Genomic DNA, 15,202 nt, shown 5'->3' with positions numbered 1-15,202 from the left:
CAGATGGGCCAGAAGGTAAATCCGCATGGTTTTCGTGTAGGTGTTATCAAGGATTGGGATACTCGTTGGTACGCTGATAAAAAAGAATTTAGCAATTTCCTGGTTGAAGACAAAAGAATTCGTGATTTTGTAAAACAGGAATTGTTTAAAGCCGGAATTTCTAAAATTGAAATAGAGCGCAAAGGCGAAGAAAAAATATTGGTTTCAATAACCACTGCTAAGCCTGGTATTATAATCGGGCGTCAAGGTGCAGGTATTGAAGATCTTAAGAAAAAGCTTGCTCAACGTTTCAAAAGAAATTTCTTCATTAATGTTAATGAAATCAAATCAATTGATACAGAAGCACAGTTAGTTGCTGAGAATATAGCCCGTCAGTTAGAAGAGCGCGTATCATTCCGTCGTGCGATGAAACAAGCTATGGGTCGTGCAATGAAACAAGGTGCAAAAGGTATCAAAACTGCAGTAAGTGGAAGACTTGGTGGTGCTGAAATTGCCAGAGGCGAACACTATCATGAAGGTACAATTCCTTTGCAGACACTGCGTGCAGATATTGATTATGGTTTTGCAGAAGCCAAAACTACATATGGACGTATAGGCGTAAAAGTATGGGTTTATAAGGGCGAGATATATCCCGCTCCTAAAAAAGAAATTAATCCGGAAGGAGGCGAAGCCTGATGTTGCTTCCAAAACGTGTTAAATACAGAAGACAGCACCGTGGCAGAATGACTGGGAAAGCTACTCGTGGCAATGTTGTTTGTTATGGTGAATATGGTCTTCAGGCACAGGATCCTTGCTGGATCACCAGTAATCAGATAGAATCAGCTCGTATTGCCATCAATCGTTTTATTAAACGTGGTGGTAAGGTATGGATCAAGATTTTTCCTGACAAACCGGTAACATCAAAACCAGCAGAGACCAGAATGGGTTCAGGAAAGGGTTCGCCTGAGTACTGGGTTGCAGTAGTTAAACCGGGAAGAGTCTTGTTTGAGATAGCAGGAGTGTCTGAGGAAGTTGCACGTGAAGCTTTAAGACTTGCTTCACATAAACTGCCTTGTAAGACAAAGTTCATTGCTCGTGAAAAGGAAGGTGACGTCAATGAAGCCGAGTGAAATTCGTGAAAAAACAATTGCCGAGTTGAACGAAGAGCTTGTTGAATTAAAAGAAGAGCTTTTCAAACTCAGATTTCAGCACGCCACCAACCAGCTCGAAAACCCTTTAAAGCTCAAAAGCGTCAAGAGGGACATCGCCCGTGTAAAAACTATCTTACGCGAGCGCGAGCTTCAAGGCATAAAAGAGTAAGGGGGATTTCGTATGAGTGACAGAAACCTCAGAAAAACAAGAGTAGGAACGGTAACAAGTGATAAGATGGATAAAACTGTAGTTGTTGCAGTTATAGAACATGTTCGCCATCCTTTATACAAAAAAATCGTTAAGAGAACCTACAAATTAAAAGCACATGATGAAAACAATGAGTGTAAGCCCGGTGACAAGGTAAGAGTCATGGAAACCCGTCCTATCAGCAAAGATAAGCGCTGGAGACTGGTTAACATTATTGAAAAGGCTAAATAACTCTGCCGCTGGTTTTCGGGAAGGAGGAAGATTATGATTCAGGTTCAATCAACCCTTAAATCCGCAGACAACACCGGCGCCAAAAAGCTGATGTGCATAAAGGTCCTCGGAGGATCATGGCGCAAATATGGCAACATTGGTGATGTAATAGTTTGCTCTGTAAAAGAAGCAACACCCGGTGGCGTTGTAAAAAAGGGTGAAGTAGTTAAAGCTGTAATAGTACGCACAAAGAGAGGTGTCCGTCGGGCCGACGGTTCCTATATAAAATTTGATGAGAATGCCGCAGTTCTTATTAAAGAAGATAAAAATCCTCGCGGTACTCGTATATTCGGCCCAATAGCCAGAGAGCTCAGAGATAAAGATTATATGAAAATTTTGTCTCTGGCACCTGAGGTTTTATAAGGAGGGATATGCGCGATGTCAAAAGTACATGTAAAGAAAGACGATAACGTATTCGTGCTCACGGGTAAAGATGCCGGCAAAACCGGTAAAGTGCTGGACGTTCTCTCCGATAAAAGTCGGGTGATCGTGGAAGGCGTTAATATGTCCACAAAACATAAGAAACCCCGTGGACGCAATCAACAAGGCGGCATTATTCATCAGGAATCTGCCATTTCCAGTTCAAATGTAATGCTGGTATGCAGTAAGTGCAAACGCCCAAGTAAAATTGGTCGTAAGGTTCTCGAAAATGGTGAGAAAGTGCGCGTCTGCAAAGCTTGTGGCGAAATGATAGATACAATTCGCCAGGCTAAGAAGTGATGGCAGCAAGGAGGAAGAATTAATGTCCAGGCTGAAAGACAAGTATCAGAATGAAGTAATGCCTGCATTGCAGGAAACCTTCAAATATAAATCCGTCATGCAGACCCCGAGACTAGAGAAAATAGTTCTCAATATGGGCGTTGGCGAGGTTAAAGACAATCCAAAGGCTATTGATAGTGCGGTACGCGATATGGGTATAATTGCAGGTCAAAAGCCAGTTGTAACAAAAGCTAAGAAATCGGTATCCGCTTTCAAGCTTCGTGAAGGTATGGATATTGGCTGTAAAGTTACTTTGCGTGGAGAAAAAATGTATGAGTTTCTTGATAAGCTCATAAGTATTGCTCTCCCACGTGTACGTGACTTCCGCGGAATAAACCCCAACTCTTTTGATGGTCACGGCAATTATGCTCTGGGTGCAAAAGAGCAGCTGATATTTCCGGAAATCGATTATGATAAAATCGATAAAATCCGTGGTATGGATATCATTATTGTAACGACTGCCGAATCAGATGAAGAAGCAAGAGAATTGCTTAAGCTCCTCGGCATGCCGTTCAGCAAGTAAGCGGGAGGAACACGAACATGGCAAAAAAGGCAATGATTCTGAAACAGCAAAAGCCGGCTAAGTTTAGCACAAGGGCATATAATCGCTGCAAATTATGCGGTCGTCCCCATGCTTATATCCGTAAATACGGAGTCTGCCGTCTGTGCTTCAGAGAGCTTGCATACAAAGGTCAGATCCCTGGCGTACGCAAGGCCAGCTGGTAACAGGACGTCAGGAAGGAGGAAGATATATGCAGATAACAGATGCTATAGCTGATATGCTCACCAGAATCCGTAACGCCGGTACTGCCGGCCACGCTACCTGTGAGGTACCGGCATCAAACATCAAAAAAGAAATAGCTCGTATTCTTCAGGAAGAAGGATATATAAACAAGTTTGAATATACTCCAGATGATAAACAGGGTATTATCAAGATTACTTTGAAGTATGCAGGTAAAAAATCTGTAATTTCAGGTATCAAGCGCATTTCCAAACCTGGACTGCGTGTGTATGCAAGTACAGAGAAAATGCCTAAAGTTCTTGGAGGTCTTGGTATAGCTATTATTTCAACATCTCATGGTCTTATGACCGATAAGAAAGCAAGACAAGAAAATGTAGGCGGCGAAGTGCTTGCATATGTCTGGTAAATAATTTAAGTCTCTGAAAAGAGACAGCAGCCTGAGGCTGCTGTCTCCTAATATTAAGAGCAGGAGGAAAGCGATATGTCTAGAATTGGCAGAATGCCGATCACAATTCCATCCGGAGTTGATGTCAAAATTGATGGACAGACAGTTACTGCAAAAAGCGGTAAGGAAGTTCTTACACAAACTGTTCATCCTGATATGACAGTAAAAATTGATGGGCAGACAATAACTGTTGAGCGTCCTAGTGACGAGAAAAAGCATCGTGAGCTGCATGGTCTGACAAGATCACTGATCAATAATATGGTCGTTGGTCTGTCTCAGGGTTTCACTAAAAATCTTGAGGTAAACGGTGTTGGATTCAAAGCAGCAAAACAGGGGAAAAAGTTGGTATTAAATCTTGGTTTTTCTCATCAGATAGAAGTTGAGGAACCGGTTGGTATTACAATTGATGTTCCGGCAGCAAACAAAATTATTGTCAAAGGTGCTGACAAGCAGCTGGTTGGCGAAATTGCTGCAAAAATACGTTCATTCAGAACACCTGATCCTTATAAAGGAAAAGGAATCAAATATGACTTTGAAGTTCTGAGATTAAAAGAAGGTAAAACCGGCGCCAAAGGCAAAGGTAAATAAGAAAGGGTGAGATGACATGATAAGTAAGACGTGCAGAAATGAAGTGCGTAAGCGTAAGCATTTGCGTGTTCGTAAAAAAATCAGCGGAACCAGTGCTCGTCCGAGGCTGTGTGTCTTCAGAAGCCTTTCGCATATTTATGCCCAGGTGATTGATGATACAAAGGGAGTAACTTTGGCAAGTGCTTCAACATTGGATAAAGAAATCAAAGATAAATTTACCAATGGTGGAAATGTCTCGGCAGCAGCTGAGGTTGGTAAGCTAGTTGCTCAACGTGCTGTTGCTAATGGTGTTGAAGCAGTTGTCTTTGACAGAGGTGGTTATATTTTCCATGGTCGTGTAGCGGCTTTGGCAGAAGCGGCGCGTGAAGCCGGACTGAAATTCTAAACAGGGAGGTAATGTCATGCGCATAGATCCAAATACTCTTGATCTTAAAGAGAAAGTTATACATATCGGACGTGTTGCTAAAACCGTAAAAGGTGGTCGTAATTTCCGATTCACAGCACTGGTAATCGTTGGAGATGAGCAAGGTCATGTTGGCAAAGGGCTTGGAAAAGCTGCTGAAATACCTGATGCTATTCGTAAAGGTATTGAAGATGCCAAGAAGAATATGATTGAAGTTCCTATGATTAATGATACAATCCCGCATGAAACACTTGGTCGTTTCGGCGCAGGAAAAGTATTACTTAAGCCAGCTGCAGGCGGTACTGGTGTAATAGCCGGTGGTCCTGTTCGTGCAGTTCTTGAACTTGCTGGTGTTAAAGATATTCGTACAAAATCGCTCGGAACAAATAATCCAAATAATATGGTAAATGCGACGATGGAAGGGCTTAAAAGCCTCAAGTCCCCCGAGCAGGTTGCAAGACTTCGCGGTAAAACCGTAGAAGAAATACTGTAAGGAGGTACGTGGACGTGACTAAGGTTTTAATTACACTCGTCAAAAGTACCAATAATGCTAATAAAAATCATATTGCAACTGTCAAGGCTCTCGGTCTGAAAAAGATCGGACAGTCTGTTGTAAAAGAATCTAACCCAGCTACTTTGGGTATGATTCGTAAAGTTGCACATCTGGTTAAATGTGAAGAAGCTTAAGGAGGTGTCTCGACATGAAGCTCAATGAATTGACTCCCTCAGCGGGCGCAAGACAGGTAGCGTATCGTAAAGGTCGCGGCGCTGGTTCTGGAAACGGCAAGACTGCAGGTCGTGGGCATAAAGGACAGAATTCACGTTCTGGCGGCGGTGTTCGCCCCGGATTTGAAGGTGGACAGATGCCTATCTACAGAAGGCTGCCAAAACGTGGTTTTAATAATACTCGTTTTGCCCTTTCTTATGTAGAGATTAATGTTAGTGATCTTGAACGTTTTGAAGATGGTGCTGTTATTGACGCAGCATTTTTGAAAGAATCAGGTGCTATTACATTGCCTAAGGTAAATGATGGAATCAAAATTTTAGGTAATGGTGAACTGACGAAAAAGCTGACTGTTAAGGCTAATGCTTTTACAGCCAGTGCGAAGGACAAAATAGAAAAGGCTGGAGGCACAGCCGAGGAGGTATGATATGGGAGGCATGATTGACACCCTGAAAAATGCCTTTAAGATTCCTGATCTAAGGAAAAAACTGCTTTTCACTTTAGGTATGCTTATTGTTTACCGTGTAGGTGTTGCGGTTCCTGTTCCAGGAATCAATGCTGAGGCTTTCACAGAATTGATCAATCGACTTGGAACACTTGGCAGTTTTCTGGATATCATATCAGGCGGTGCTTTTGCGCAGGTTTCTATATTTGCCATGGGTATTACACCATATATTAACGCCTCAATTATTATGCAGCTTTTGACTGTCGCAATACCTGCTCTTGAAAGGCTTCAAAAAGAAGGCGACGAAGGGCGTAAAAAAATTCAACGTTATGTAAGATATTTGACTGTTATTCTTGCACTTGTACAGGCTACAGCATACTGGTTCTCTACCAGATCTGCATCTTCAAGTACATTACCGTTTGCACTTAATGCAGTTCTCGTTATAGCAAGCTTTACTGCTGGTACTGCTTTCATAATGTGGATTGGTGAGCAAATAAATGAGTACGGTATAGGTAATGGAATATCGCTTATCATTTTTGCAGGTATCGTTGCAAGAGGTCCCCAGGCCTTACAATTGCTTTTTGCATATTTTAGAAACTGGACAGTAACACGCAATATATTCGTATCAATTATTGTTACAGCTCTTGTTGTTGCAGTATTTGTAGCTATTATTGCTTTGGTTGTTTTTGTACAGCAGGCTGAAAGAAGAATCCCTGTACAGTATGCAAAAAAAGTTGTCGGTAGAAAAATGTATGGCGGACAGAGCACTTATTTACCTATTAAGGTAAATCAAGCTGGTGTTATTCCTGTTATTTTCGCAATGTCAATCGTTTCTTTACCTTCGACTCTTGTATCATTGTTTGGCAGTGATGGACCTGTAGCGCAGTGGTTTATGAATTTTACAACTAATCCGTTTTACTATGTGTTTTATGCATTGCTGATTTTTGGATTTACATTCTTCTATTCAATGATACAGTTTAATCCAATAGAAGTTGCCAACAATCTGCAGAAAAACGGTGGCTTTATTCCTGGTATCAGACCCGGAAGACCTACTTCTGATTTTATTAATAAAACATCAAGAAGACTTTCCTGGTTTGACGGTATGTTCCTTGTGCTTATAGTATTGTTCCCAATACTGATGAGTGCTGTTACAGGAATGCAGGGAATATGGTTTGGCGGAACGGCTGTACTTATTCTGGTCGGTGTTGCAATAGACCTTGTTAATCAGATAGAATCACAAATGGTAATGCGCCATTATAAAGGATTCCTTGATTAATAAAAAGAATTGTATATAGTCTTGCGAGGGGATCCTGTATTTTACAGGATGCCCTTTTGCTCAAATAAGGAGAGAACCATGCGATTGATTTTGCTGGGAGCTCCTGGCTCCGGTAAGGGAACCATTGCTTCCGATTTAAAAGAGATTCATAAAATACCCCATATTTCAACGGGTGATATTTTTCGCAAAAATATAAAGGAAAAGACTGAATTAGGCATTGAAGCTGAGAAATATATTATTAAGGGCAAGCTTGTTCCTGATGATATTACTATAGGTATGGTTGAAGATCGCTTAAATGAGTCTGACTGCAGTGATGGTTTTTTACTTGATGGATTTCCCAGAACTATACCGCAAGCTGACTCTCTGGCAAAAATTCTTAAAAAGGCAGGTCTTTCAATAACTGCTGTCATTAATGTTATTGTTTCTGATGATCTTGTTCTGAAAAGACTTACAAGTAGAAGAGTTTGTAAAGGATGTGGCTTTAGCTATAACATAATTACTATGCCTCCTGCCAAAGAAGGTGTTTGTGATAAATGTGGATCAGAAGTTATTCAAAGAAGTGACGATCAGGAAGAAACAATTAAACAAAGATTAATTACTTATCATAAACAAACAAGTCCTCTTGTAGATTATTATAAGGAACGCAAATTAATTCTGGATATTAATAATGAAGGTTCTCCACAAGAGGCAATCGAACAGATTGAACAGTTTTTTAGCAAAGGGTAATTGCATGATAAATTTAAAATCGGCAAATGACATTAAACAAATGCAGATTGCAGGCGGAATTGTTTCAGATGTTCTCTCAATGATAGAAGAAATGATCAGACCGGGCATTACCACTTGGGATATTGATCAGGCGGCAGAACAGTTAATAAGAAAATCTGGTGCTGTGCCATCATTTAAGGGTTATGGTAATCCACCATTCCCAGGATCTGTTTGCGCCTCTATAGATCATGAAGTTGTACATGGAATTCCTTCAAGGGAACGTGTGATCGAAGAAGGTATGCTTGTTTCTATCGATGTAGGAGCATATATAAATGGATTTCATGGTGATGCAGCAAGAACTTTTGCCGTCGGCAATGTAGATCAGAATTGTCAGAAACTGTTAAAGGTAACTCAGGAATGCTTCTGGAAAGCCCTTGAACTGGCTAGGCCAGGCAATAGAATCGGAGATTTATCAAATGCAGTCCAATCACATGCTGAAGCTCATGGTTACGGTGTTGTAAGAGAATTGACAGGGCATGGCATAGGCAGAAATTTACATGAAGAACCTGATTTGCCTAATTATGGAAAGCCAGGTCATGGGGTCAGACTTGAACCAGGTATGGTTTTAGCACTGGAACCTATGATAAATCTTGGTACGCGGAGAATAGCAATAGAGGAAGATGGCTGGACAGTTGTAACTGCTGATAGAAAGCCTTCAGCGCACTATGAGAATTCTTTTGCTATAACCGAGGAAGATCCGGTTGTGTTAACAATCAGAGGCAATTGACGGTGTTCAACAGAGTTTTTGATTTACTAAAGAACCAAGGCTGCTTACCCGGGATGATTGTCACGTCTACTAAGGGACATGATAAAGGACGCGTCTATCTTATAGTAAAGCAGCAAGAAAGATTTATTTACTTAGTAGATGGCAGGTACCGTTCGATTAACAAGTTAAAGAAAAAGCGGGTATCACATGTTAAGCTTTTAGGAAAAGCTTGTGACGAAAAAGAAGCAAGCAAATTATTTTTCAAAAGCAATATAGAGCAAACTGATATATTTGTAAGAAAACTAATCCAGAATTTTTTAGAAACAAAAATAGAGGAGGGATAAATATATGTCCAAAGAGGATATTATAGAAGTAGAGGGTATTGTTACCGATTCTTTGCCAAATGCTGTTTTCAAAGTAAAACTTGAAAATGGGCATGAGATAATTGCTCACATCTCAGGCAAATTGAGGCAACATTATATCAAAATACTTCCAGGTGACAGAGTTACGATGGAATTATCTCCATATGACTTGACTAGGGGAAGAATTACCTGGAGAGCAAAATAAACACGTTTTTGTCACAATTACCCAAGGAATAAAGCGTTAATCAGGCAGAAATATGATTATAGTAAAAATATGTCAGAAAAATAAAAATAACACTTGATTATTTTTTCAAATCTGGTAAACTATTTTAGCATGTGCCTGTGACTACAGTGTATTAATGCTGCATATGTCAGATGAGGAGGCGAGGACGAATGAAAGTAAGACCGTCAGTAAAACCAATTTGCGAGAAATGCAAAGTAATTAAACGCAGAGGACGTGTTATGGTAATCTGTCAGGATCCAAAACACAAGCAAAAACAGGGCTAAGCAGTGCTTGCCCATTTAGCGATGACACGACATAGGGATGCGGCTGCTTTGATCGAATGATCATTGTTTTCCCACATTCGTGATTAATAATAGATGAAACAAATAAACCTGTCTTTTGATGGAGGTGCAAAGAATGGCACGTATTGCCGGGGTAGATCTGCCCAATGATAAGCGCGTAGAAATAGCGCTTTGCTATATTTTCGGGGTTGGCAGAACCCTTTCCAATGAAATCCTGAAAAAATGCGCCATCAATCCTGATACGCGCGTAAAGGATTTGAATGAAGAAGAAATTTCAAAAATCAGAGATGTTATTGAAAATGATTATACTGTAGAAGGTGACCTCAGACGTGAGACTGCTATGAATATTAAGCGTCTTACTGAAATCGGCTGCTATCGCGGTCGTCGTCACAGACTAGGTCTTCCTGTTCGTGGACAGCGTACTAAAACTAACGCACGTACACGTAAAGGACCTAAGCGTACTATTGCAGGTAAGAAGAAATAAGGAGGTATCAGCATGGCTAAAGCGTCAGGTAAAAAAACGGCTACAAGGCCGAAAAGAAGAGAACGCAAGAATATTGACCGTGGTGCTGCCCATATTCATTCTACGTTCAATAACACAATAGTAACAATAACTGATCCATCAGGTAATGCCATTTCATGGTCAAGTGCTGGTGGTATGGGTATGAAGGGCTCTCGTAAGGGTACACCGTTTGCTGCACAGATGGCTGCCGAGACAGCTGCAAAAACAGCTATTGATCACGGTATGCGCTCAGTTGAGGTTTTTGTTAAAGGTCCTGGAGCCGGTCGTGAAGCTGCAATTCGTGCACTTCAATCAGCAGGCTTGGATGTTACTTTGATTAAAGATGTAACACCGATTCCGCATAATGGCTGCAGACCGCCTAAAAGAAGAAGAGTCTAATTCCGGAGGTGTAAAGAATGGCTAGATATACAGAAGCATCCTGCCGCCTTTGCCGCAGAGAAGGTGAAAAACTTTTTCTGAAAGGTGAAAGGTGTTATACAGGGAAATGTGCCATTGCCAGAAGGAGTTTTGCTCCAGGACAGCATGGCCAGGGAAGAAAAAAAATATCCGAATATGGAACTCAAATTCGTGAAAAACAAAAAACAAAACGTTTTTATGGTGTTTTGGAAAGCCAGTTCCGTAAAACTTTTGAAAGAGCTGATCGCATGCAGGGCAAACCAGGTGAAAACCTGTTGCAATTGCTCGAACTTCGTTACGATAATATTGTTTATCGTATGGGATTTGCTTCTTCAAGATCAGAAGCTCGTCAGTTAATCACTCATGGTCATTTTACAGTAAACGGTAAAAAGGCTGATATTCCATCAATGCAGCTTGCTGCTGGTGATGCTGTAGAAGTTAAGGAAACATCACGCAAATCACCTAAGTTTCAGGAGTTGGGTGGACGTGCAGTTCCTGCATGGCTGACATTTGATTCTGAAAAACTCAGAGGTACCGTAGTTCAGCTTCCTGCTCGTGAAGATGTTGATCTGGAAGTTAAAGAGACCCTTATTGTCGAGCTCTACTCCAAGTAATGCGCAGATTAATTATGCAGTTACTTGCTGTTATTGGGCGCACGAAGGAGGATAATAATGATTGAGATCAAAAAGCCTGTGATTGATTGCCTTGAACGCAGTGATGATGGATCTTATGGCAAATATGTTATTGAACCACTAGAGCGTGGATATGGTATTACATTAGGTAATTCACTTAGAAGAGTTCTTCTATCTTCTTTACCTGGTGCTGCCGTAACGGCGATCAGAGTTGATGGCGTTTTCCATGAGTTCTCAACAGTTAAAGGTGTCATTGAGGATATGACAGAAATAATCCTTAATGTCAAAGGAATACGTGCAAAATTGCATGTTGATGGTCCTAAAACTGTTTATATAAGTACAGATGAAGGTCGTACCGGAGTCGTTACTGCTGGTGACATCGTACGTGATGAAGAAGTAGAAATACTTAATCCCGATCATCCGATTGCAACTCTCAATGGAGATGGCAGACTGTTTATAGAACTGACCATTAATAAAGGTCGTGGCTATAATACAGCAGATCGCAATAAGTGGGTAAGTCAACCAATAGGTGTTATTCCCATTGACTCGATCTTTACTCCTGTGAAAAAAGTCAATTACGGTGTAGAGAATACTCGTGTAGGTCAGTTTACTGATTATGACAAACTGACTTTAGAGGTCTGGACTGATGGAACTGTAGATGTTGCTGAAGCTCTTAGTATCGGATCGGGTATTCTGACAGAGCATCTGAATTTGTTTATGGCACTTACAGAAGCTGCTGCAGGACCAAGTTTCAAGGATACTGATGAAGGAAGCAGCAAAAATCAGGTGCTAGATACTGTGATCGAAGATTTAGACTTTTCGGTCAGAACATATAATTGTTTAAAACGTGCCGGTATTAATTCTATCGGTGATCTGGTTGCCAGATCTGAAGAAGATATGATGAAGGTGCGTAATCTTGGTAAAAAATCACTTGAGGAAGTGATTCAAAAACTAGAAGAACTCGGATTGTCTTTGGCTATTATTGAGGAATAATTTCAGAACAATCTGTTTGTTGGGAGGTAATTTGAATGCCTGTGTATAGGAAGCTTGGACGCGCTTCAGATCAGCGCAAATCCATTCTGAAAAATCTGGTTACAGCACTTATACTGAATGGCCGGATTGAAACAACTACGGCACGTGCACATGAAGTTCAGCGTATCGCAGAAAAGCTGATAACTCTGTCTGTTCGTGAGAAAGATAACTTTACAACTCGCGAAATTAACGTATCTGCTGCAAAGCTTGATGCAAAGGGTCGTAAAGTTTTAAAATCTGCTACTTCGAAAAACGGCAATGACTATGATGTTGTTGTACGTGAGATGAAAACTGAAATGGTACAGGTTGATGATCCTTCACGCCTGGCTGCCAGACGTAAAATGATGCTGTGGTTAAACAAAAGTCATGATAGTTCCGGTAAAAATCTCAATCCGGTAAACTATATGTTTTCCGAGATAGCACCTAAATATACTGATCGTAATGGTGGATATACCAGAATTATCAAATTAGGTGCAAGACGTGGTGATGCCTCGGAAATGGCAATACTGGAATTAGTTTGATTTTATACATTTTTTGTTATTCCAGGTGATGACACGGTTTCAGCCGTCATAAGCGGGGATAGGTATTGCCTGTCCCCGTCTTTTTTTAATGGTGAATATATGAACAATATAGTGGATATTGATAATGTGACTTTTCGCTACAAACAGCATCAACAAGATCCTTTGGTCGCGGTTGATAATGTTAGTTTGCTTATCGAGCAGGCAGGTCACACAGCAATTCTTGGCAGGAATGGATCAGGAAAATCTACGCTTGCCAGATTGATCAATGCTCTTGAAAAACCTGACGATGGTGTGATTATTGTATCTGGTATGAGTACTGGTGATGATAATAATACCTGGTTGATAAGAAGTCAGTGCGGTATGGTTTTTCAAAACCCTGATAATCAGATTGTCGGAACGACAGTTGAAGAAGATGTAGCATTTGGCCCTGAAAATCTGGGTATGGAACCCCAAAAAATCCGACAGGCTGTTGATAATGCACTTTCAGTAGTTGGTCTTTCCAAAGAGGCACAAAAGCCACCACATCTTTTATCAGGCGGTCAAAAACAGAAACTTGCTATAGCAGGTATCCTTGCAATGAAGCCTCGTTGTCTTATCCTTGATGAATCGACGGCCATGCTTGATCCTGTAAGCAGAAACGAATTTATGGCTTTAGTCCAGGGACTGATTAAAACCGAAGGTATAACTGTAATTAACATAACACATCACATGGAAGAAGTACTTCTTTCTGACAAAGTTTATGTAATGGATAATGGTAAAGTGGTACTTCAAGGATCTCCTGCCGAAATTTTTGATAAAGTAGATGTTATCAAAGATCTGGGACTTGATGTTCCAGCACATATGGATATAGCATGGTTACTATCTCAAAAAACAGGTTTTAGTTTAAGACCATTGGAAACTACAGCCTGGAATGGTGCTATTTCAGCAGTAAAAAGAATTGCTGAACAAATATCAAACTGCAGTCAGGAAGACAGACTAAAAATTATCAAGAATTCTTCCAGTCGCAAAAATGAGCACAAAGAACAAAATTTTGCAAAAATTGATACTCCTGTCATAGCCGTAAAAAATCTTAACTATATTTATAATCAGGGTACTACAATGTCATCGGAGGCCTTGTCAGATATTTCTTTTGATGTATACAGAGGTGAATTGTTCGGAATTATCGGACATAGCGGGTCAGGCAAATCAACATTGATACAACATCTAAATGGTTTAATAAGACCACAGTCAGGATCTGTAAATGTATTGGAATATTCGGTTTCTCAAAATGCGGATATAAAAAAAATCAGACAAAAAGCAGGTCTTTTATTCCAGTATCCAGAGCATCAACTTTTCGAAGAAACTGTTTTTCAGGATATTGCATTTGGACCCAAAAGGATGGGACTTGATGTAAATGAAATAGATAAACGTGTTCTTGCAGCGGCTCAGATTGTAGGTATAGATGCATCACTTATGGAACGTTCTCCATTTGAATTATCGGGAGGCCAAAAAAGACGCGTTGCTATTGCAGGTATACTTGCTATGAAGCCGGAAATTCTTATACTGGATGAGCCGGCTGCCGGATTAGACCCCGCTGGAAGAGATGAAATTTTAGGATATGCATCCCAGCTTAAAGAAATGGGAGTAACAGTTATTCTCGTTTCACATAGTATGGAGGATATATCCAGATTAGCAGATCGTATACTCGTTTTAAAAAATGGCAGGATTCATGCATATGGCACCCCTCAAGAAATTTTTCGAAATGAAGAGCATTTAAATCAGGCGGGATTATCAATGCCAAAAACTACTGCATTTTTATACGATATTGAAAAAGATATGCCGGGCATATGCGCTGATCACTATACTCCTGAAGCCGCCGTGGATGAAATAATCCAATATGCAGTTAGAAAGGTGCGTGAAGTCTAAATGCTGGGAAATATTTCTTTAGGCCGTTATTATCCGGCAGATTCAATTTTACATCGCCTGGATCCCAGAACAAAATTACTGGCTGTTATCATTATGATGGTTCTTATTTTTGCAGCGCAAAAACCTGTTGCCATGATCGCCTTGGTATTATTAACCGTAGCAATGATAGCCCTCTCAAAAGTTCCTGCAAAACAGGTTTTGCTGAGCTTAAAACCGATTTTGTTTATTTTGGTTTTTGCTTTTATATTAAATCTTTTTACAGGAACAGGTGAAACATGGTTAAGAATAGGTCCACTTACAATTACCGATCAAGGTGTCTGGACTGCTTTAAGAATGGCTGTAAGGTTGACTTTGTTGATTTTGAATACAACTTTACTTCTTACCTTAAGCACAACTCCTGTAATGGTAGCAGATGCTATGGAAAAAATGCTCAACCCGCTTAGAAGATTTGGCTTCCCTGCACATGAAATGGCAATGATGATGTCAATAGCTCTCAGATTCGTACCTACTCTACTGGAAGAAACTGATAAAATTATGAAAGCTCAATCATCGAGAGGTGCCGATTATGACACAGGTGGTCTGGTGAGCAAAGCCAGAGGGTTGGTTTCTGTTCTTATCCCTCTTTTTGTTAGTGCTTTTAAAAGAGCAGAAGATCTTGCAACAGCAATGGAGGCAAGATGCTATAGAGGAGGAGAAGGCAGAACACGTATGAAAAGTCTGCATTTTCAAAATCTGGATTTGTACTTTGCCATATATCTTTTTTTGTTGACTATTGCTATAGCAATTATACAATTTGTATTATAACAATAGTTTCAAACTTTAATTTGCTTGAACTGCAACTGTGA

The 15,202-nt window shown here is 40.4% G+C and carries 27 protein-coding genes; all 27 read left to right on the top strand.

What is annotated here, in order from left to right; genetic code table 11:
- Positions 1-3 precede the first annotated feature (3 nt).
- On the top strand, positions 4-675 hold the full coding sequence (gene rpsC, locus AC0KSB_RS07965; RefSeq protein WP_472308051.1) for a 30S ribosomal protein S3: 672 nt from the start codon (positions 4-6) through the stop codon (positions 673-675).
- On the top strand, positions 675-1,109 hold the full coding sequence (gene rplP / locus AC0KSB_RS07960) for a 50S ribosomal protein L16 (RefSeq protein WP_472308049.1): 435 nt from the start codon (positions 675-677) through the stop codon (positions 1,107-1,109). The genes rpsC and rplP overlap by 1 nt, the downstream gene beginning before the upstream one ends.
- On the top strand, positions 1,096-1,299 hold the full coding sequence (rpmC, locus tag AC0KSB_RS07955) for a 50S ribosomal protein L29 (RefSeq protein WP_472308048.1): 204 nt from the start codon (positions 1,096-1,098) through the stop codon (positions 1,297-1,299). Before rplP ends, rpmC begins: the two co-directional genes overlap by 14 nt.
- A gap of 12 nt (positions 1,300-1,311) precedes the next feature.
- On the top strand, positions 1,312-1,569 hold the full coding sequence (gene rpsQ / locus AC0KSB_RS07950; RefSeq protein ID WP_472308046.1) for a 30S ribosomal protein S17: 258 nt from the start codon (positions 1,312-1,314) through the stop codon (positions 1,567-1,569).
- Positions 1,570-1,602: 33 nt separating this feature from the next.
- The gene (gene rplN / locus AC0KSB_RS07945) at positions 1,603-1,971 is read left to right on the top strand and encodes a 50S ribosomal protein L14 (RefSeq protein WP_472308044.1); all 369 of its coding nucleotides are present in this window, start codon (positions 1,603-1,605) and stop codon (positions 1,969-1,971) included.
- 15 nt (positions 1,972-1,986) lie between these two features.
- Positions 1,987-2,328 (top strand): 50S ribosomal protein L24, encoded by a 342-nt coding sequence (gene rplX / locus AC0KSB_RS07940; protein ID WP_472308042.1) that lies wholly within the window; start codon positions 1,987-1,989, stop codon positions 2,326-2,328.
- 22 nt (positions 2,329-2,350) lie between these two features.
- Positions 2,351-2,890, top strand: coding sequence for a 50S ribosomal protein L5 (gene rplE, locus AC0KSB_RS07935; RefSeq protein ID WP_472308040.1), 540 nt, complete (start codon positions 2,351-2,353; stop codon positions 2,888-2,890).
- Positions 2,891-2,907: 17 nt separating this feature from the next.
- Entirely contained in the window at positions 2,908-3,093 is a 186-nt protein-coding gene (locus tag AC0KSB_RS07930; RefSeq protein WP_472308038.1) for a type Z 30S ribosomal protein S14, read from the top strand.
- Positions 3,094-3,119: 26 nt separating this feature from the next.
- Positions 3,120-3,515, top strand: a complete 396-nt coding sequence (gene rpsH, locus AC0KSB_RS07925; protein ID WP_472308036.1) for a 30S ribosomal protein S8 — start codon at positions 3,120-3,122, stop codon at positions 3,513-3,515.
- Positions 3,516-3,590: 75 nt separating this feature from the next.
- Positions 3,591-4,142 carry a 50S ribosomal protein L6 gene (rplF, locus tag AC0KSB_RS07920; protein ID WP_472308034.1) on the top strand — a complete coding sequence of 184 codons (552 nt, stop codon included), beginning with the start codon at positions 3,591-3,593 and terminating at the stop codon, positions 4,140-4,142.
- 16 nt (positions 4,143-4,158) lie between these two features.
- On the top strand, positions 4,159-4,527 hold the full coding sequence (gene rplR, locus AC0KSB_RS07915; RefSeq protein ID WP_472308032.1) for a 50S ribosomal protein L18: 369 nt from the start codon (positions 4,159-4,161) through the stop codon (positions 4,525-4,527).
- Between the two features lie 16 nt (positions 4,528-4,543).
- Entirely contained in the window at positions 4,544-5,038 is a 495-nt protein-coding gene (gene rpsE / locus AC0KSB_RS07910) for a 30S ribosomal protein S5 (RefSeq protein WP_472308030.1), read from the top strand.
- A gap of 14 nt (positions 5,039-5,052) precedes the next feature.
- Entirely contained in the window at positions 5,053-5,232 is a 180-nt protein-coding gene (gene rpmD / locus AC0KSB_RS07905) for a 50S ribosomal protein L30 (RefSeq protein WP_472308028.1), read from the top strand.
- A 14-nt stretch (positions 5,233-5,246) separates the two neighbouring features.
- Positions 5,247-5,696: a 50S ribosomal protein L15 gene (rplO, locus tag AC0KSB_RS07900; protein ID WP_472308026.1), complete on the top strand. Its 450-nt coding sequence runs from the start codon at positions 5,247-5,249 to the stop codon at positions 5,694-5,696.
- Position 5,697: 1 nt separating this feature from the next.
- Entirely contained in the window at positions 5,698-6,990 is a 1,293-nt protein-coding gene (secY, locus tag AC0KSB_RS07895; protein ID WP_472308024.1) for a preprotein translocase subunit SecY, read from the top strand.
- Between the two features lie 78 nt (positions 6,991-7,068).
- The gene (locus AC0KSB_RS07890; RefSeq protein ID WP_472308022.1) at positions 7,069-7,716 is read left to right on the top strand and encodes an adenylate kinase; all 648 of its coding nucleotides are present in this window, start codon (positions 7,069-7,071) and stop codon (positions 7,714-7,716) included.
- A 4-nt stretch (positions 7,717-7,720) separates the two neighbouring features.
- Positions 7,721-8,482: a type I methionyl aminopeptidase gene (map, locus tag AC0KSB_RS07885; RefSeq protein ID WP_472308020.1), complete on the top strand. Its 762-nt coding sequence runs from the start codon at positions 7,721-7,723 to the stop codon at positions 8,480-8,482.
- 2 nt (positions 8,483-8,484) lie between these two features.
- Positions 8,485-8,805, top strand: coding sequence for a hypothetical protein (locus tag AC0KSB_RS07880; protein WP_472308018.1), 321 nt, complete (start codon positions 8,485-8,487; stop codon positions 8,803-8,805).
- 4 nt (positions 8,806-8,809) lie between these two features.
- Complete coding sequence (gene infA, locus AC0KSB_RS07875) at positions 8,810-9,028, top strand: translation initiation factor IF-1 (protein ID WP_472308016.1); 219 nt, start codon at positions 8,810-8,812, stop codon at positions 9,026-9,028.
- 188 nt (positions 9,029-9,216) lie between these two features.
- On the top strand, positions 9,217-9,330 hold the full coding sequence (rpmJ, locus tag AC0KSB_RS07870) for a 50S ribosomal protein L36 (RefSeq protein WP_472308014.1): 114 nt from the start codon (positions 9,217-9,219) through the stop codon (positions 9,328-9,330).
- 133 nt (positions 9,331-9,463) lie between these two features.
- Entirely contained in the window at positions 9,464-9,832 is a 369-nt protein-coding gene (rpsM, locus tag AC0KSB_RS07865) for a 30S ribosomal protein S13 (protein ID WP_472308012.1), read from the top strand.
- Positions 9,833-9,844: 12 nt separating this feature from the next.
- Complete coding sequence (gene rpsK, locus AC0KSB_RS07860) at positions 9,845-10,249, top strand: 30S ribosomal protein S11 (protein ID WP_472308010.1); 405 nt, start codon at positions 9,845-9,847, stop codon at positions 10,247-10,249.
- A 17-nt stretch (positions 10,250-10,266) separates the two neighbouring features.
- On the top strand, positions 10,267-10,881 hold the full coding sequence (rpsD, locus tag AC0KSB_RS07855) for a 30S ribosomal protein S4 (RefSeq protein WP_472308008.1): 615 nt from the start codon (positions 10,267-10,269) through the stop codon (positions 10,879-10,881).
- Positions 10,882-10,938: 57 nt separating this feature from the next.
- The gene (locus tag AC0KSB_RS07850; RefSeq protein ID WP_472308006.1) at positions 10,939-11,892 is read left to right on the top strand and encodes a DNA-directed RNA polymerase subunit alpha; all 954 of its coding nucleotides are present in this window, start codon (positions 10,939-10,941) and stop codon (positions 11,890-11,892) included.
- A 35-nt stretch (positions 11,893-11,927) separates the two neighbouring features.
- Positions 11,928-12,452, top strand: coding sequence for a bL17 family ribosomal protein (locus AC0KSB_RS07845; protein WP_472308004.1), 525 nt, complete (start codon positions 11,928-11,930; stop codon positions 12,450-12,452).
- A 99-nt stretch (positions 12,453-12,551) separates the two neighbouring features.
- Positions 12,552-14,357, top strand: coding sequence for an energy-coupling factor transporter ATPase (locus AC0KSB_RS07840; protein ID WP_472308002.1), 1,806 nt, complete (start codon positions 12,552-12,554; stop codon positions 14,355-14,357).
- On the top strand, positions 14,358-15,161 hold the full coding sequence (locus AC0KSB_RS07835) for an energy-coupling factor transporter transmembrane component T family protein (RefSeq protein WP_472308000.1): 804 nt from the start codon (positions 14,358-14,360) through the stop codon (positions 15,159-15,161). It begins immediately after the preceding gene.
- The last annotated feature ends 41 nt before the right edge of the window (positions 15,162-15,202 follow it).

The organism is Ercella succinigenes (assembly GCF_900002895.1).
This window is presented reverse-complemented; position numbering and strand designations above follow the sequence as displayed.

Coding starts and splice junctions, on each gene's coding strand:
- rplE (WP_472308040.1), top strand. CDS start 2,351: ATGTCCAGGCTGAAAGACAAGTATCAGAATGAAGTAATGCCTGCATTG.
- rplO (WP_472308026.1), top strand. CDS start 5,247: ATGAAGCTCAATGAATTGACTCCCTCAGCGGGCGCAAGACAGGTAGCG.
- rpsH (WP_472308036.1), top strand. CDS start 3,120: ATGCAGATAACAGATGCTATAGCTGATATGCTCACCAGAATCCGTAAC.
- AC0KSB_RS07845 (WP_472308004.1), top strand. CDS start 11,928: ATGCCTGTGTATAGGAAGCTTGGACGCGCTTCAGATCAGCGCAAATCC.
- rplN (WP_472308044.1), top strand. CDS start 1,603: ATGATTCAGGTTCAATCAACCCTTAAATCCGCAGACAACACCGGCGCC.
- rpsQ (WP_472308046.1), top strand. CDS start 1,312: ATGAGTGACAGAAACCTCAGAAAAACAAGAGTAGGAACGGTAACAAGT.
- secY (WP_472308024.1), top strand. CDS start 5,698: ATGGGAGGCATGATTGACACCCTGAAAAATGCCTTTAAGATTCCTGAT.
- rpsE (WP_472308030.1), top strand. CDS start 4,544: ATGCGCATAGATCCAAATACTCTTGATCTTAAAGAGAAAGTTATACAT.
- rpmJ (WP_472308014.1), top strand. CDS start 9,217: ATGAAAGTAAGACCGTCAGTAAAACCAATTTGCGAGAAATGCAAAGTA.
- rplX (WP_472308042.1), top strand. CDS start 1,987: ATGTCAAAAGTACATGTAAAGAAAGACGATAACGTATTCGTGCTCACG.
- rpsM (WP_472308012.1), top strand. CDS start 9,464: ATGGCACGTATTGCCGGGGTAGATCTGCCCAATGATAAGCGCGTAGAA.
- rpmC (WP_472308048.1), top strand. CDS start 1,096: ATGAAGCCGAGTGAAATTCGTGAAAAAACAATTGCCGAGTTGAACGAA.
- rpsD (WP_472308008.1), top strand. CDS start 10,267: ATGGCTAGATATACAGAAGCATCCTGCCGCCTTTGCCGCAGAGAAGGT.
- infA (WP_472308016.1), top strand. CDS start 8,810: ATGTCCAAAGAGGATATTATAGAAGTAGAGGGTATTGTTACCGATTCT.
- rpsK (WP_472308010.1), top strand. CDS start 9,845: ATGGCTAAAGCGTCAGGTAAAAAAACGGCTACAAGGCCGAAAAGAAGA.
- rpsC (WP_472308051.1), top strand. CDS start 4: ATGGGCCAGAAGGTAAATCCGCATGGTTTTCGTGTAGGTGTTATCAAG.
- AC0KSB_RS07850 (WP_472308006.1), top strand. CDS start 10,939: ATGATTGAGATCAAAAAGCCTGTGATTGATTGCCTTGAACGCAGTGAT.
- rplF (WP_472308034.1), top strand. CDS start 3,591: ATGTCTAGAATTGGCAGAATGCCGATCACAATTCCATCCGGAGTTGAT.
- rplP (WP_472308049.1), top strand. CDS start 675: ATGTTGCTTCCAAAACGTGTTAAATACAGAAGACAGCACCGTGGCAGA.
- rplR (WP_472308032.1), top strand. CDS start 4,159: ATGATAAGTAAGACGTGCAGAAATGAAGTGCGTAAGCGTAAGCATTTG.
- AC0KSB_RS07890 (WP_472308022.1), top strand. CDS start 7,069: ATGCGATTGATTTTGCTGGGAGCTCCTGGCTCCGGTAAGGGAACCATT.
- map (WP_472308020.1), top strand. CDS start 7,721: ATGATAAATTTAAAATCGGCAAATGACATTAAACAAATGCAGATTGCA.
- AC0KSB_RS07930 (WP_472308038.1), top strand. CDS start 2,908: ATGGCAAAAAAGGCAATGATTCTGAAACAGCAAAAGCCGGCTAAGTTT.
- AC0KSB_RS07840 (WP_472308002.1), top strand. CDS start 12,552: ATGAACAATATAGTGGATATTGATAATGTGACTTTTCGCTACAAACAG.
- AC0KSB_RS07835 (WP_472308000.1), top strand. CDS start 14,358: ATGCTGGGAAATATTTCTTTAGGCCGTTATTATCCGGCAGATTCAATT.